This is a genomic window from Paenibacillus tianmuensis, from assembly GCF_900100345.1.
Taxonomy (GTDB): domain Bacteria; phylum Bacillota; class Bacilli; order Paenibacillales; family NBRC-103111; genus Paenibacillus_G; species Paenibacillus_G tianmuensis.
Genome location: NZ_FMTT01000003.1, coordinates 139,768 through 155,472 on the forward strand (window position 1 = coordinate 139,768; position 15,705 = coordinate 155,472).

The 15,705-nt window shown below is 51.4% G+C and carries 15 protein-coding genes; 13 read left to right on the forward strand and 2 right to left on the reverse strand.

Translation table 11 applies throughout. The annotated features are described in order from the left end of the window. Positions 1–198 precede the first annotated feature (198 nt). The 7 genes from BLO51_RS03400 (at position 199) to BLO51_RS03430 (ending at position 8,271) form a co-directional block, all read left to right on the forward strand. The gene (locus tag BLO51_RS03400; RefSeq protein WP_090666850.1) at positions 199–678 is read left to right on the forward strand and encodes a DUF6530 family protein; all 480 of its coding nucleotides are present in this window, start codon (positions 199–201) and stop codon (positions 676–678) included. Positions 679–777: 99 nt separating this feature from the next. Then, a complete protein-coding gene (locus BLO51_RS03405; protein WP_090666852.1) occupies positions 778–1,140 on the forward strand; it encodes a GIY-YIG nuclease family protein in 363 nt (120 codons plus the stop codon). A gap of 219 nt (positions 1,141–1,359) precedes the next feature. Then, positions 1,360–3,333 (forward strand): DUF2325 domain-containing protein, encoded by a 1,974-nt coding sequence (locus tag BLO51_RS03410; RefSeq protein ID WP_090666855.1) that lies wholly within the window; start codon positions 1,360–1,362, stop codon positions 3,331–3,333. 128 nt (positions 3,334–3,461) lie between these two features. Continuing rightward, entirely contained in the window at positions 3,462–3,713 is a 252-nt protein-coding gene (locus BLO51_RS03415) for a CopG family transcriptional regulator (RefSeq protein WP_245719508.1), read from the forward strand. 381 nt (positions 3,714–4,094) lie between these two features. Beyond that, on the forward strand, positions 4,095–6,371 hold the full coding sequence (locus tag BLO51_RS03420; RefSeq protein WP_090666861.1) for a glycoside hydrolase family 65 protein: 2,277 nt from the start codon (positions 4,095–4,097) through the stop codon (positions 6,369–6,371). Between the two features lie 40 nt (positions 6,372–6,411). Continuing rightward, positions 6,412–7,083, forward strand: a complete 672-nt coding sequence (gene pgmB / locus BLO51_RS03425; RefSeq protein ID WP_090666863.1) for a beta-phosphoglucomutase — start codon at positions 6,412–6,414, stop codon at positions 7,081–7,083. A gap of 168 nt (positions 7,084–7,251) precedes the next feature. Continuing rightward, positions 7,252–8,271, forward strand: coding sequence for a LacI family DNA-binding transcriptional regulator (locus BLO51_RS03430; protein WP_174551188.1), 1,020 nt, complete (start codon positions 7,252–7,254; stop codon positions 8,269–8,271). A gap of 18 nt (positions 8,272–8,289) precedes the next feature. Here the strand turns inward: BLO51_RS03430 and BLO51_RS29660 are convergent, their stop codons facing one another. Further along, on the reverse strand, positions 8,290–8,565 hold the full coding sequence (locus BLO51_RS29660) for a hypothetical protein (protein ID WP_217266679.1): 276 nt from the start codon (positions 8,563–8,565) through the stop codon (positions 8,290–8,292). Positions 8,566–8,724: 159 nt separating this feature from the next. Here BLO51_RS29660 and eat point away from each other — a divergent pair, with 159 nt between their 5' ends. Continuing rightward, positions 8,725–10,077 (forward strand): ethanolamine permease, encoded by a 1,353-nt coding sequence (gene eat, locus BLO51_RS03440; protein ID WP_090666869.1) that lies wholly within the window; start codon positions 8,725–8,727, stop codon positions 10,075–10,077. Positions 10,078–10,141: 64 nt separating this feature from the next. On the opposite strand, the gene BLO51_RS03445 is transcribed toward eat, so the two are convergent. After that, positions 10,142–10,474 carry a TetR family transcriptional regulator gene (locus BLO51_RS03445; protein WP_245719509.1) on the reverse strand — a complete coding sequence of 111 codons (333 nt, stop codon included), beginning with the start codon at positions 10,472–10,474 and terminating at the stop codon, positions 10,142–10,144. Between the two features lie 28 nt (positions 10,475–10,502). Here BLO51_RS03445 and BLO51_RS29040 point away from each other — a divergent pair, with 28 nt between their 5' ends. The 5 genes from BLO51_RS29040 to BLO51_RS03460 all read left to right on the forward strand — a co-directional run bounded on the left by BLO51_RS29040 (position 10,503) and on the right by BLO51_RS03460 (position 15,668). Then, positions 10,503–10,649: a hypothetical protein gene (locus BLO51_RS29040; protein WP_167670088.1), complete on the forward strand. Its 147-nt coding sequence runs from the start codon at positions 10,503–10,505 to the stop codon at positions 10,647–10,649. Between the two features lie 87 nt (positions 10,650–10,736). Next, positions 10,737–10,898, forward strand: a complete 162-nt coding sequence (locus BLO51_RS29045; protein WP_167670097.1) for a hypothetical protein — start codon at positions 10,737–10,739, stop codon at positions 10,896–10,898. Positions 10,899–11,038: 140 nt separating this feature from the next. Continuing rightward, positions 11,039–13,576 carry an excinuclease ABC subunit UvrA gene (gene uvrA / locus BLO51_RS03450; protein WP_090666873.1) on the forward strand — a complete coding sequence of 846 codons (2,538 nt, stop codon included), beginning with the start codon at positions 11,039–11,041 and terminating at the stop codon, positions 13,574–13,576. Positions 13,577–13,930: 354 nt separating this feature from the next. Beyond that, on the forward strand, positions 13,931–14,647 hold the full coding sequence (locus BLO51_RS03455; protein ID WP_090666875.1) for a response regulator transcription factor: 717 nt from the start codon (positions 13,931–13,933) through the stop codon (positions 14,645–14,647). Beyond that, the gene (locus BLO51_RS03460; RefSeq protein ID WP_090666877.1) at positions 14,637–15,668 is read left to right on the forward strand and encodes a sensor histidine kinase; all 1,032 of its coding nucleotides are present in this window, start codon (positions 14,637–14,639) and stop codon (positions 15,666–15,668) included. The genes BLO51_RS03455 and BLO51_RS03460 overlap by 11 nt, the downstream gene beginning before the upstream one ends. Positions 15,669–15,705 lie beyond the last annotated feature (37 nt).

Sequence of the window (15,705 nt, forward strand, 5' to 3'; positions counted from 1 at the left end):
TTTTCTAATTTTCGGAATAGTACAGTGAGCCGGGGTTCCCCATAATAAGGGAAGCCGATACGGCTCTTTTTCTTTTTGGGGCAGCAGGTCAACCAACGGATTGACATTCAACCAGGCGCAGGATAAAATGAAGTTGCGATTTAGTAATTTAGTAAATTAGTAAATAAGTAATTTAGTAAATGAAAAGAGGGACATCACATGAAAATACCGACTACGTTAAAGCATAAGCCCGTTGTCGTTTCCGAAAATTATGAGCAGGTTGACGGCCGGTTCGCCCGCAATACGGATGCCAAAGGTCTTTCCTTGGGATTGGCTCAATGGAATGACAGGGGGAAAATCGATATTTCGGCCAAGGTATGGCGATACACGGGAGAGAAATGGTCCCGGCAATCGGAGGAGATGCCTCTTCACCGTGTTCTTGATTTGTCCATTCTGATTTGCCGGACGATGGCTCATTTTCGCGAAGCTTACCGATATGAGCATTTGTATGATCCGCAGGAGCCGGTCATCGACCGGGTCGGTCTGCAAGGGGATGCCATGACCGTGGCCATCTGTACGGACAACGAAAGAATCAATGAAGATATCAAGCTGTTCAATCAGGCTTTGAGCGATGACGACGAGCTGATTGGGGAACGGCTGCGCACGTTATCCGGAATTTTGAAGGATATGGGGTATTAAGACGGCTTTTGGCAGATTGGAAGCGGCCAAGCTGGTTCGAATGATCGCCCGGTACTTATGATTTTTATGATCAGCCAGTTGTAAAGGGAGAGAAAAAACATGGATAAGAGCAAGCGCAAGGAGCTGCTGGAGGAATTTAAGCAGATTAAGACTTACATGGGTGTCATCCAAATTACAAACAAAGGCAACGGTAAAATCTACGTGGACAGTTTTTCGAATCTGAAAAACAAATGGATGACCATCAAGATGCAGCTGGATATGGGGAGATTCGCCAATTTAGAGCTGCAAAAGGATTGGAAGGAGCTCGGGGCCGAAGCCTTCACCTATGAAGTGCTGGAGGAAAAGAAAACGGACGATGTGACGGATATGAAGTGGGAGCTCAAAATGATGGAAAAACCGTGGCTGGAGAAATTGAAGCCCTATGGGGACAAAGGATATAACAAGCCGCCAAGGCAGGGATAGATCATTAGAGACACGAGTGGTGAATCCACTTCCTGTCGCTGCACCGCCCCGCAGAGCCAGGTTGAATCAAGGAAGGTGAATCCGGGCACTTTGCGGGGGATTCGGGCATGCAGGAAATTTTAACTGGAACATAAATTTTTTTTATAAATTCGGAGGAAATAGAAAGCGAGTATCGAATCCTAAATAATGGAGAAATATTCATTAAATAGGAGGGTATTTATGAGCGAGAAGGCCGAAGTCCGTCAAATTAGCTCCTTAGCTGAGGGAGATGAGGAACAAAAGCCGAATTTTATGCAAGCTATACAAGAAGAGATAAGTCTTTCTTTCCCCAGCGATAAGTTCAGGTATTTAATTAGTGAACTATCCGTTCAACAAAAACGAGCGATAGCCCATTTCTTACATTTCCCCATCGTTTTCTCCAAGTACAAAAAATTTCCCGATGCTCTTTTTCATAAATTACTCCTCCAACTACAAAAACAGTATCTCATCTCCGATCGAGAACGACTTTATTGGGTTATCATATTTACAGTGTTAGATGTGTTGAAAAACGAATCTCCTGGCACCCTGGAAACATTTCTGGCTGCGAAAGAGGATAACATCTTAAAATTTGGGCAATGGCATGTTTATTGGGCTCTCCGGTTTCATCCCGGCCGCGCGACAGGAAGAACATCTTGGGAAGAGGCCATAAGAGAGTTTGAAGAAGGATTAAAAGGAAAGGCTCAGGAAGCGAAGAGCCCACCAGATGCCCGTTCAAGCGACGAAAAGCTTACGGTTATTGAGCAAAAGCTGAGGAACGAGCTTGCCTTACGCCAGACAAGGGAAAAGGAAGTAGAGCAGCTGCGCAAGGAGCTTGGAATTCAAACAAAAAAGTTGGAAAAAATAGAAAGCGAAAAGAAGCAATTCGCGGCGCAATTAACGATTGTGAAAGAACAAGCGGCGAAGCAAAAAGCGGAAGCGGAAGCCTTTCGGGATCAGCTGGAAGGTCGGCTGTGTCGTCTGAATAAGGAAAAAAACGAACTGCAAGATCTGGTGAAAGAAGCTGAATTGAAAGTCGAGAAAATGAAAGCCAATGTGGTAAAAGTGGAACATGAATTGGAAAAATGGAAACAGCGGCATGAGATGAAGGGACAGACTAACACGTACGATCTGATCGTGCTTCTTTCAAATTCCTTGTTACCGGAGTCAGACAAACTTTTTCAGGAGCTTCGGCACGGAAATCCGGAGAACGCGCCTGCTCTTCGAGCTCAAATAAGGAAAATTTTTGACTTGATTGATTTTTTGGAGCAGTTTCAGCATGGAAATGGGCAAGCGCAATCTAATGATCATGTACAGCTAAGCGACCATTCGTTTGAATCAGATCCAAGCGTACCAGAGGTGAGCGGGCAATCTTGTGTCGGTACGTTCTATCGTCGCGATCATGGCGGTTACGTCGTGCTGGAGGACGGAAAAACGTTTAACGTGACGGAATCGATCGTCCATCAACACGGGCTTGAGCATGAAGCCGAAGTAAAATGTTCGCCAGGCAAGCAACAAAACGGAACGACACTATATGATATCGAGCTATTGCTTCAAGGAGATGATACCTATGCTCCGGTCCGTCAATTTGTTGGATATATCGAGCTCGGAGATCATTTTACTTGGTACTGTGTAGACATGAACGATTCTCAAAACCGATACCCATTGCATCAACGAGATATTGAAATCCAACGGCCGAACGACGGAGATCCATGTCTATTCAATATTGCTAACGAAGGGCATTTTGCCCGATTATCTCGCTTATACCGAAAAACAAAACAGTCTGCAGCCGAGCAAGAAATAAAAACGCAAAAGCCATCTTTACTAAGGGGGCAAGTTAAGAAGACAAAGCCTGATCCTTTCTTAGAAAGCTGTAAAATTGTTATTGTCGGCGGTCTGCGGAAATGGTTCGAGGGGGTTGTAGCTGAGACCGGCGCAATACTCATACATGATAGCGGCGATGCCCCGGAGCGAATTCACGCGGATTTAAGCAAAGCCGATGCCTTATTTTTTTTACTGACGGCCACATCGCACCGAGCTACCTGGAGCTGTGTTGAAATTGCAAAGCAAAGACAAATTCCGCATTTTGTCATTCAAGGATCTAAGTCGAATTTGCGCATGCTTCTATGGGAAAATCGAGAATTAATTAAACGCAAAAATATGATTTTAGACATCTAGCTATATTAACCCGGTATTCTGTTTTTTACGAGGTGTGGTATTAAGCGGCAATCCATTTGTGTAGAGGGGACGCATTCTTTAGAGAGTGTGTCCTATACCTATACCTGCCGAGAAAAAAGAAGTGAGCGGTGGAAAATCGCATTGACTTTTTGTTGCTACATTCATATACTTGTTATGGACACAAAAAGTGGGGTGAAGCGATGTCGTCTAAAAAGATAGGGCGTCCTCCATCTGAAAATCCCAAAAGCGAATTGATTCGAGTACGTGCCGATCAAGCTATTTTGAGTATGCTTGATGCTTGCACCGAGAAGCTGAATACGACCCGTTCGGATGTTATTCGTAAAGGGATTAAGAAGGTGTATGACGATCTCCAAAAATAAAGAAGGAAGCAGCGCGTCCTGAGAAGACCATCGCTACTTCCTATCCCGCAATCGCTTGAATAAGCAGACTGCATAAATATCCTACCATATGCAGGAATCTCATTCAAGCGATGTGATGACAATTATCCGGAATAACCCGTCAATTTCAAATTGGCGGGTTTTAGCGTTCTGGATAATATAGGATGTGATTTGAAAAGCTTTTCATATATTTCGCCGCTAATGCGGGAAAAACCTACGGCTTCTCATAGAAGCAAAAAAACCACTTTACAACGACCACGATCACATTAATAATAGAGTGGAGTGGTTCGATATGCTGGAATTTATGCTTTGATCGATTTTGAAAAGCTTTTCAAATTAATTTACGTCCGGGAGTGATAAGCGGTGACATGGACATTGACGAACAATGAACTGACCCCCAAAGCTTTGCTGAATTTGGAAAGCTTATTTTCTTTAGGCAACGGGTATCTTGGCGTTCGCGGCAACTTTGAAGAAGGGTACCGTCCGGAGATGGTCTCGATCCGGGGCATGTACCAGAACGCGTTTCATGATGTGATCGACATCCCTTACGGAGAAAAGCTTTACGCGTTCCCAGGGACCCAGCAAAAGCTGCTCAATATTATCGACGCGCAAACGATCAAGATCTATTTGGGCGACGACGAGGAAGAGTTTTCTTTATTTGCCGGGGAAGCGGTGGCCTACGAGCGGCGTCTGCACCTTGACCGCGGCTACACCGAAAGAACTGTGCACTGGCGCTCTCCGGGCGGCAAAGAAGTAAAGCTCCACTTCCGGCGCGTCGTTTCCATGACTGTCAGAGAATTGTTCGCTGTCGACCTGCGGATCGAACCGGTCAATTTCACCGGGCGGGTCAAAGTAGTGTCGACCGTCAACGGAGACGTGTCCAACTTTGCCGATCCGAACGATCCCCGGGTCGCCTCCGGTCATTCCAAACGTCTGCAAGTGGAAGAAGCCGGGGAAAAGCAAGGCTATGTCTACGCCGTGGACCGCACGCTGGCGTCCGGCTTGAAAACCGCTTGCGTCAGCAGTCATACGGTATCCGGCGCAGTCGAAGTCAAGAGCGCTAACGGCGAAACCGTGCTGACGTTTAATTTGACCGAACCGGTTCAGGTGACGAAATGGAACGTGTATACGGATACTTTGCGCCACCAGGGGAATCTTGTCGAACAGGCCATCAGCATTCATGAACAGCTCGGCGGGCTGACATTTGAAGACGTGTTGGACACCCAACAAGCGTACTTGGATGACTTTTGGGCAAACGCCGATATCCATATCGAAGGAGATAGCCGTTTGCAGGAAGGCATCCGCTTTAACCTCTATCATTTGCTCCAATCGGTCGGCCGGGACGAACACAGCAATATTTCGGCCAAGGGCTTGTCCGGGGAGGGCTACGAAGGCCATTACTTCTGGGATACGGAAATTTACATGTTCCCGGTCTTTCTGATGACGAAGCCGGAGATTGCCCGCCAGCTGCTGATTTACCGTTATTCGACCTTGGATCAGGCGCAGGCCCGGGCGAAAGAAATGGGGCATAAGCAAGGAGCCTTGTTTCCTTGGCGCACGATTTCCGGTACGGAGTGCTCGTCGTTCTTCCCGTCGGGCACGGCGCAGTATCATATTAGCGGGGATATCGCCTACAGCTACATTCAGTATTATCTCGGCACGCAGGACGACGAATTCATGAAAACGTACGGCGCCGAATTGCTGTTTGAAACGGCGCGTCTCTGGCTGGATATGGGCCACTATCTAAACGGCGAATTCCGGATCGACAACGTGACCGGCCCCGACGAATATACGTGCGTTGTCAATAACAATTACTATACCAACGTGATGGCCAAGCATAATCTGAAGTGGGCGGCCAAGGCTTACCGGTTGCTGGCTGACATTGCTCCAGAGGTTTTAGACCGGTTGTGCGCGCGGCTGAATATGACGAAGCAGGAAGCGGAAGCATGGCAAAAAGCGGCGGAATGTATGTATCTGCCGTACGATCCGACACTGAATATTAACCCACAGGACGATACATTCTTACAAAAAGCGGTTTGGGATTTTGAAAATACGCCGGAAGAGAACTACCCGCTGCTGCTGCACTATCATCCGTTGACGCTCTACCGTTACCAGGTGTGCAAGCAAGCGGATACGGTGCTCGCTCACTTCCTGTTGGAGGACGAACAGGAGCTGGAGACGATCCGCAACTCTTATACCTATTACGAAAAGATCACGACCCACGATTCGTCGCTGTCTTCCTGCATCTTCAGCATTATGGCCTCCAAGCTGGGGTACGATGCCAAAGCTTACGATTATTTTATCGAAACGGCCCGTCTGGATCTCGACAACACACACGGCAATACCAAAGACGGCCTGCATATGGCGAACATGGGCGGCACCTGGATGTCGATCGTTTACGGGTTTGCCGGTCTCCGCATGAAAGAGAGCGGGCTGTCGCTGGCGCCGGCGATTCCGGGGCAGTGGGACCGGTATTCGTTCCGTCTTCAATACCGCGGACGCAAGCTCGCCGTGGATATCGACCGTCAGAGCGTCCGGCTTACGCTCGAAGCAGGCGAAGTGCTGACGCTCAAGCTGTACGGGGACGAAGTAACGCTGCAGCACAATCGGCTGTTGGAACAAGCCTTGAAAGCAAACTAACCGACCGGCCTAAGCCTGGCATTTGAAAGGGGAAGCAGACATGAACACACCAGTGCAAGCGGTCATTTTCGATCTGGACGGCGTCATTACGGACACGGCCGAATACCATTACGAGGCGTGGAAGGCGCTGGCTGAGGAGTTGTCAATCCCGTTTACGCGCGAATTCAACGAGGAGCTGAAAGGGATCTCCCGGATGGAATCGCTGGAAAAAATTCTCGTTCTCGGCGGCAAAGCGCACGATTTTACCGAGGAACAAAAAAACGCGCTGGCGGACAAAAAGAACGAGCATTATTTGACCTTGATTCAAAATATTAGTCCTGCGGACGTATTACCGGGCATTAACGAATTTATTGCCGAAATTCAAGCCCAAGGGCTCAAGATTGGACTGGCGTCGGCCAGCAAAAACGCGTTTGCGGTTCTGGAGTCGCTCGGCCTCAAGGACAAGTTTCACGCGATTGTCGATGCCAAGACGGTGCTGCGCGGCAAGCCGGACCCCGAAATCTTTTTGAAAGCCGCTCATCTGCTGGAAGTGGAGCCCGGCGCTTGCATTGGCGTGGAAGACGCGGCGGCGGGAGTAGAGGCGATTAAAGGAGCGGGTATGTTCGCGGTAGCGATTGGCGCGAAGGAGCTGTTCGCCCATGCCGATCTGGTGTATGAAAGCACGGCCGAGCTTTCCTTGGAAGCCATATTGCCGCAAGTTCGAGTTCGATAAACAGACAGTCGCCGAATAAACCTCCGGAGCCGCTGTGAAGGTGGAACCGGGGGTTTATTGTTGAGTGTCTTTCGGGTGATTTGACGAAGGATGGCAAATCATTTACAATGAAACAGAAATGAAAACCTTTTCAAATCTATTCCCCTGAATCGGGAGATAAACAATATCATGGCTACGATAAAAGATGTTGCAAAACTGGCGGGGGTGTCCATCAGCACCATTTCGCGGGTGTTGAATGCGCCGGACAAAGTCTCGAAGGAAAAAAGGGAGCGGGTTCTCCGCGCGATCGACCAATTGAAATATCACCCCAATGCTCTGGCAAGAGGCCTGATCCATAAAAAGACGAAAACATTGGGTATTCTGATACCTGATATTTCCAATTATTATTATGCCGAAATGTTCCGAGGCATGGAGGATGCGGCGCAGGAATTCGGGCATAACATTATCATTTGCAACACCGATAAGGACAAGCAGCGGATGATCTCGGCGCTTCGGAGCATGAAGGAAAAGCAAATCGACGGCTTCGTGTTCACCAGCGAGCCGGTCTATCCCGATTACTACGACATCTTCTATCAACTCGGTTTACCGGTCGTGTTGGCTTCCACGCAAAGCTTGGAGTACGCCATTCCTTCCGTCAAAATCGACGACGAGCAGGCGGGCTTCGATGCGGGGCAATATTTGATCGATTGCGGGCACCGGCGGATCGCCATGATTAGCGGGCCGCACCTGGACCCGATCGCCGGCATGTCCCGTCTGCAGGGCTTCATGCGAGCGATGAGAACAAACGAGCTTGAGTTCGATTCCGCCCGGTATGTGGAGTTCGGGAACTACCGTTATGACGACGGCTATGCGGCAATGGAGAGACTGTGGAACAAAAATTCGGAGCTGACCGCCGTATTCGCGGCAAGTGACGAGATGGCGCTGGGGGCGATTTATTTTCTCTATCGAAGTGGCATCCGGGTGCCCGATGAGGTGTCCGTCCTTGGGCTGGACAACACGAGAATCGCCAATATGTCGCTGCCGCGGTTGACGACCGTCGCCCAGCCGATTTACGAGATCGGCTACAAGGCCGTCCGAACGCTTCAGGAAGTGCTGGATGGAGCGGGTCCGCCCACACTCAGAACGTATCTTCCGCATCGAATCGTCGTCCGGGATACAGTAAAAAATGTAAGCGGCGAAATTTTCTAAAAAATTTAGGTTGCAAATTCATGCGGTTGGTTTTAATATCATTTTATACAAGTGGATAAACAGGGCAACGGTGCCATGGCTGCAGAAGTGTACAATTACGCTTCTGTTCCAAGGCATTTTTTTGTTTCCGGAAAGATTGGGATCAAAAATAGGAGGGCGGGAGATAAGCATGAGGCTGGTCGAACCAAAGAGAACGGCAAGACCACCGGACAGCGCCAAAATACCCAAAATGGTCACTTTGATTTTAGCGGCCGCATTCGTAAGCTTTTCGGCAGGCTGCAGCCCATCGACCACTCTTCGATTGGGACTTACCTCCGCATTCAACGACGTCGAAGAAACCTTGTTAACGTATCAGCTTACGAACTTGCAGTTTAAAATGACGCCGAAACAATTTGTAAGCGCAATCAAAATGAATATTCCGAAGGATAATTAGCCCTGAAGGGAGAATTGATGATGGAAAATCATGAATTGAAAAAAACGTTAAAGCCGATTCATCTTTGGGCAATCGCGGTCGGGATGGTCATCTCCGGTCAATATTTCGGGTGGAACTACGGGTTTGAGCAAGGCGGAATTATGGGCCTTGCGATCGCTTCGCTGCTCGTCATCGTATTTTTTACCTGTTTTATATTCAGCTATTCCGAGCTGTCCACGTCCATTCCTAACGCCGGCGGGCCTTCGGCTTATGCGGCAAGGGCGATGGGGCCGTTCGGCGGCTTTATTGCCGGAATTGCGTGTCTGTTGGAGTTTGTGTTTGCGCCGCCGGCCATTGCGGTTTCGACGGGGGCGTACGTTCACTTCCTGATTCCGGCGGTTCAACCGGTCTATGTGACCATCGGCGTGTTCGTATTTTTTATTTTGATTAACCTGGTGGGCATGAAAGGAGCCGCGTTGATCGAGCTGGGCGCGACGATCGCCGCGCTGATCGGACTTGCGATTTTTTACGCAGCGGGACTGCCACATGTGAAGATGGAGAATTTGGTGAACGCGAATTCGTTTATCGGTGGAGGCGGCGGCGTCATGGCAGCCATCCCGTTTGCGATCTGGTTCTTCCTCGCGATCGAAGGCGGCGCGATGGCGGCTGAAGAAGTCAAGAATCCGAAGCGGGACATTCCGCGCGGCTTTATCTCCGGTATTTTAACGCTGACTACAGCTACGCTGTTGACGTTGTTCGTGACAGCCGGTCTTGGAGGAGGTATCGGAAAACCGGCAGATTATCCGCTTCCTCAGGCCCTTGGAAGCGTTTACGGCGAAGGCAGCCTGCTTGCCATGAGTGTGGCGATTATCGGATTGTTCGGCCTGATTGCCAGCCTGCACGGCATTATTATCGGCTATTCCCGGCAGACGTACGCGCTGGCTCGCGCCGGTTACTTCCCGAAGTTCCTGGCCCGGCTCAATTCCAAAAGCGTACCGGTATGGGGGCTCATCGTACCGGGCGTGATCGGCGTGATCTGCGCCGGCTCGGCGGCTTTTGCCAACGCCTTGATCCTGCTTGCGGTTTTCGGCGCCGTCGTTATGTATTGTCTTAGCATGATTTCCTTGTTCATTCTGCGCGTGAAGGAACCGAATATGGAGCGGCCTTTTAAAGTGGCCTTTCCTGTCATTCCGGCCATCGCGCTGATTCTGGGGCTGCTGTTCCTTTATTGCGTGATCCGCTACAGCCTCATGACGACCTCGCTTCCGCTGTTCGGCATGAGTGTTCCCCTCTGGGGCGTCGTTGTCGTCATTTTTGCGGTAGCCGTGCTTTATTACCTGGTCCGCGTAAAGCCAACCAATGCTCCCGCGGGGGAAAGCACTGTGCTGGATTAGAACTCGATAGGCTGGCGGTTCCGGTCGAGCGGCAGCTTCACCAATATGAGGCTGCCGCTTCGGTTCAATCGTCGGTCCGTTTGCGCAGCATATGACGAAGGAGCTGCTTCAAGTCCTGATCGCTTTGCTCCGTCTTCGGATAATCAAGCTCGTAGGAAAATATCATTTTGACCAACATAAACGCGGTAAGCGGCAGCGGAACCTGGGCATAGTACCCTTGCCGCTGCCCTTCCCGGATCAAGCTGCCGATCAATTGAACGGCGGCTTCTTCCGATTGGGCGAAGCACCTTTCAATCTCCGCGAGCCGAAATTCCTTGTACTCCTCAAACAAGGTGGAAACGAAAGGGTCCTGATGCACCTCCGCGCTTAAATAGCGAAGAATGTTTCGCAGACGCACCCAAATATCGCTTTCTTGTTGGAGCTCGGTGAAAGCCTTCGACCGCATCTGGTGGACATGGGAAGGCAAGAGCGCTGTAGGGAGCGAAACGGAGGCTCGCGCGATTCTGGATTATTTGGTGAAGGTGAACTGCTGGCTCAAGGAATATGGCGTCAAGCTGGAGCTTGGGGCGTGAAGCGCGGGAGGCCGTGCATACGATTCCGGCCGGACTGGATATTCTATACATGTTGAAAACAAAACGACCGACAAGCGAGGGAACCCGATGGCGGAATTCAAAGCCTCCGACAAAGAAAAGCAGACGAAAGAAAGCGGCATGGAATCATTTAGCGAAATAAACGAATTCGAGCATAACCGGAATCCGGTTGCCTCCGCGCAGAAGCAAATGGCATCGCAGGAAACGGCCGGCGTCTTGGAACAGGAATAGTATCTTCCAAACCTCCCATTTCAATTGCAGTATAAGTACAGGCCTTTGGTTCAATATGACAATAGATGTCATGTACGGCACGTATACTTGATCTAGGAAGGTGCGGTACCCAAGGTAGATTGGAACGAGGAGGATACAGGATGGAAGGAACCATTGTCATTCAAGGCGCCTATGAAAATAATCTGAAGCACGTCTCGCTGAGTATTCCGAAGAACAAGCTCGTCGTCTTGACCGGATTGTCCGGCTCGGGAAAATCGACGCTGGCGATGGACATTTTGCAGAAGGAATGCCAGAGGCAATACATGGAATCGATGGGCATGGTCACGGATGCGATCGACAAGCCGAAGGTGGAATCGATCACCGGTCTTTCCCCGTCGATTGGGGTCGGCCAGCAGATCGCCAACCGGAACCCAAGGTCCACACTGGGGACGATAACGGAGATTTATACGTATTTACGGGTTTTGTACGCCCGGCTCGGGGAGCGCCCTTGTCCGTCATGCGGCGCCACGATAAGACCCTCATTCGAACCGGCCGGGGAAGAAGCGGTCCCCGGAGCGAGGCTACTGGAGGAGAACCATGGTTCGGGAACGGACCGCTGCCCCCAATGCCGGTGCGCGGTCCCCAAGCTGAAAATGGCCCACTTCTCCTTCAACAAGCCGGAAGGCGCCTGTGAAGCGTGCGCCGGGATGGGAATCGTTACAAGCTTGGAGACAGGCTTGGTTTTCGATGAAGAACGGAGTTTTCGCGGCGGCTGCGTCACCTTTTGGGACGGAATGTTCATCGACTATTATTCGGACGTGCTTCAGACTGCGGCGAAGCATTACGGGTTCACGTTTGACCCGGACGCTCCTATGAAGGACTACAGTCCGGTTCAGCGGGATTTGCTGCTTCACGGCGTCGAGAGCGAGCCGTTTGCCGGACGTTTTCCCGGAATCAAGGCGCCCAAGTCGGTCGGAAAAGGCCGGTTCGAGGGTGCACTGACCTATCTGAACCGGCGGCACCGGGAGCAGCCCGGAGATACCGCACAGTCGAGGAAGCTGGCGAGCTATTTCACCCGCCGCCCTTGTCCCGCTTGCGAAGGAACGCGCCTGAGAAGCGAGAGCCGCCTGGTCACGATAAGCGGACAATCGATTGCCGAAATTTCGTCATGGCCGCTTCACCGCTTGATGGCGTGGCTGGAAGAGATGCGGCCTGCCCTCTCCGAAGCGGGACAACAGGTGCTGGACCCGATCATCCACGATATCGCGGAGCGCATGAGGCGGGTTGCAAAGGTCGGTTTGGGGTATCTGTCGCTCGACAGGCAGGCCAATACGCTGTCCGGCGGCGAAGCGCAGCGTCTCCGGCTGGCCTCGCTGTTAGGCTCGGGTCTTACCGGGGTCTTGTACGTCCTGGACGAGCCCACGGCAGGGCTGCATCCGAGGAATACGGCTTCGCTCATCGGCGTGTTGCAACAGCTGCGTGACTTGGGAAATACCGTGCTTGTGATTGAGCATGACGTCGATGTGATGGAAGCAGCCGATTATATCATTGATATGGGGCCGGGTGCAGGCCGTCAAGGGGGAATGGTCGTCGGCACCGGAACGCTGGAAGCGTTAATGTCGAATCCGGGCTCGGTGACGGGACAATTCCTGAAAAACGTTCATGAACGGCCCTTATCCTCCGGGCGAAGACCCGGTAACGGAGCTTTCTTGACCGTCCGGGACGCGTATACGCGAAACTTGAAAAACATCACGGTCGAGCTTCCTTTAGGCACGCTAATTGCCATTACCGGCGTCTCTGGTTCCGGAAAATCGACGTTGTTATTCGATCTGATCGACCCGGCCGGCCGACAGTATGTTCAGGGGCGCGTGGAAAGCGGTTTGGAATGCGGAAGCATCGACGGGTTCGGGCATATCGACAAATGGATTACGGTCGATCAAGCGCCCATCGGACGTATCCAGCGCTCCAACATCGCCACCTATACCGACGTATTTACGCTGATCCGCAATCTGTTCTCCGGGCTGCCGGAGGCCAAACGGAGAAAGCTGTCGTCGAAGCATTTTTCGTTCAACGTTCCCGGGGGGAGATGCGAGAAATGCCAGGGGCTGGGCGTGCTGCTGCTGGATATGCATTTTTTGCCGGATGTGGAGGCCGTGTGCCCGGACTGCGGCGGAAGACGGTTTAAGGACGACATTTTGAGCGTCACATACGAGGGCAAGAACATCTCCGAGCTTCTGGATATGACGGTGCAGGAAAGCTTGCATTTCTTCGGCGGGCATCGCGAGCTGGCAGAAAAGCTGGCGCTGCTGTGCGAAGTGGGGCTCGGTTATTTGCAGCTGGGCCAACCGGCGACTACGCTGTCCGGAGGTGAGGCCCAGCGCCTCAAGCTGGCCAAGGAATTAAGCAAAAAAACAAAAGGGCATACCCTGTACCTGCTGGACGAGCCGACGACGGGACTGCATCCTTCCGATGTGCGACAGCTTCTGATCTTGCTGAATAAACTGGTAGATGCAGGAAATACGGTCATTGTTATCGAGCATCATCTCGACCTGATCCGCGAGGCGGATTGGATCGTCGATCTGGGACCGGACGGGGGAGAGGCGGGCGGTTATCTTGTCGCGCAGGGCACGCCGGAGCATGTCGCGCAAGCGAACGGATCTTACACCGCAGCCTTTTTGAGGAACGCGCTGAGCGGATAAAAGCGAGGTTGTCCGCCGCTTGACTGCCGCAGGTCTGACGAAATCGGCGCGTAAAAAAACCTGCATGACCTAGCAACAGCGGCGGGAGCGCTCGTTTGTGCATGACGAGTCGGAGTTACTTATCGAAGTACCTCCGTTTGAATGATAAAGCTTGAGAAATCAAGCTTTTTTTGTTTTAAAGGAAGAACGCAGCTTTTGGCGGGCGATAGCCATTGGATCATGAGAAATGGTATACTCAAAGGCGACGTATTTTCTACCCATGAATGGCCGTGAGATTTTCAGGCAAAGGAATGAATAATCATTGGCGCCTTTAAACGATAAGCAATTGCTTCAGAGAAAAAAGCAGGTGGAACGATGCAGCACGATATTCAAATTCTGATTGCCGATGACGATCGGGAAATTCGCGAGCTGGTGAAAACGTATTTGGAAAGAGAAACTTATCGGATTGATGCGGCGGCAGACGGGGAAGAAGCTCTCCGACTGTTCGAAGCGCACCGCTATAACCTGATCTTGCTCGATTTGATGATGCCCAAGGTCGACGGCATCGAGGTATGCCGGAGACTTCGCATGAAGACGAATGTCCCGATTCTCATGCTCACGGCCAAGGATCAGGAAATCGATAAAGTATTGGGGCTGAGCATCGGGGCGGACGACTATATTACGAAGCCTTTCAGCATCCATGAGCTGGTTGCCCGGATTAAAGCTCATCTGCGGCGTTTCCTGGTCTTAGGCAGCGAAAGCGGCTCACAGCGGGAGACGGTGCTGAGCTTCAAGAACATGACGATTCATTTGCAAAAGTATACGGTCACAAGAGCTGGGGAAGAGATCACTCTAACGGGCAAAGAGTTCGAGCTGCTGAAGTTTTTGGCTTCGCACCCCGAGCAGGTATTTACGAAGACGCAGCTGTTCCGGCAAGTATGGGACAGCGATTATTTGGAAGACGACAATACCGTGATGGTCCATATCCGCAAGCTCCGGATGAAAATCGAGGAGGACCCGTCCGATCCGAAATGGATTCAGACCGTATGGGGAATCGGGTACAAATTTGCAGGTGACAAAGATGAAGCATGACAAAGGCGCCTTTCTCCTGATTGTGCAGTTCATCGTCTTGTCCGCGCTGTTCATCCTGGATTGGAATTACCAGCCCCAAGGCATCGTCCGAGGGGCTTTATTCGCTGGGCTGTTTGCCGTGACGGTCATCCATCTGTTCGTCCGGTATCGTTTCATGGCGAGGCTGAAGGCTATGGTAGCTGCGCTGAGGCGCACCACGCAAGGGAATACGAATACCCGCCTGCTTGCCAATGACGACCGTCACTTGGACGAGGCGATCTTTTCGATCAACGAATTGATCGAGCAGTTGGCTAAGGTTCACGTCCGCACGATCCGCTCGGAGGCCGCGAGAAAAAGTCTGCTGTCCAACATCTCCCACGATATTCGGACTCCTCTCACGTCGATCATCGGCTATGCGGATGCGTTGAAGGATGACATCGCGGCTTCCACCGAGGAGAAGGAGCGGTATCTGGATATTTTGTCCGGGAAGGCCGTCGCCTTGAAAGAGCTGATCGACGAAATCTTCGAGCTGGCCAAGCTGGATGCGGACGAAATACTATTGAAGCCGGAAACGCTGGATTTTGCAGAAATTGTCCGGGAATCGGTGATCGGATTCTTGCCCGAGCTGAAAAAATATGCAATCGAGTTAAAAGTCAACATTCCGGAAGAAGCCTGCTTCATTGAGGCCGATCGGGTAAGCCTGCTTCGGATCGTCAGCAATCTGATCAAAAATGCCGTCGAGCATGGAAAAGACGGTAAAGTATTGGGCATCGAGCTGATGGAAGCCACAGGCAAGTACCGGCTGCTGGTGTGGGATCGGGGGAGCGGGATTTCGCCGGACGATTTGCCCCGCGTGTTCGAACGAATGTACCGCACGGACCGGGCCAGGAATCCTTCCGCTCAAGGGAGCGGGTTAGGTCTGGCCATCGCGAAGGTGCTCGCCGAGAAGCATTCGGGAACCTTGTGGGCCGAAAGCGAGCCCGGCGTGAAAACGACCTTCGGCTTCTCGATCCCGAAGCGAGGCGCTGCGAGCCGAGATTAAGAAACAATTAAGAACTGGTTAAGAGGCATTTAAAATC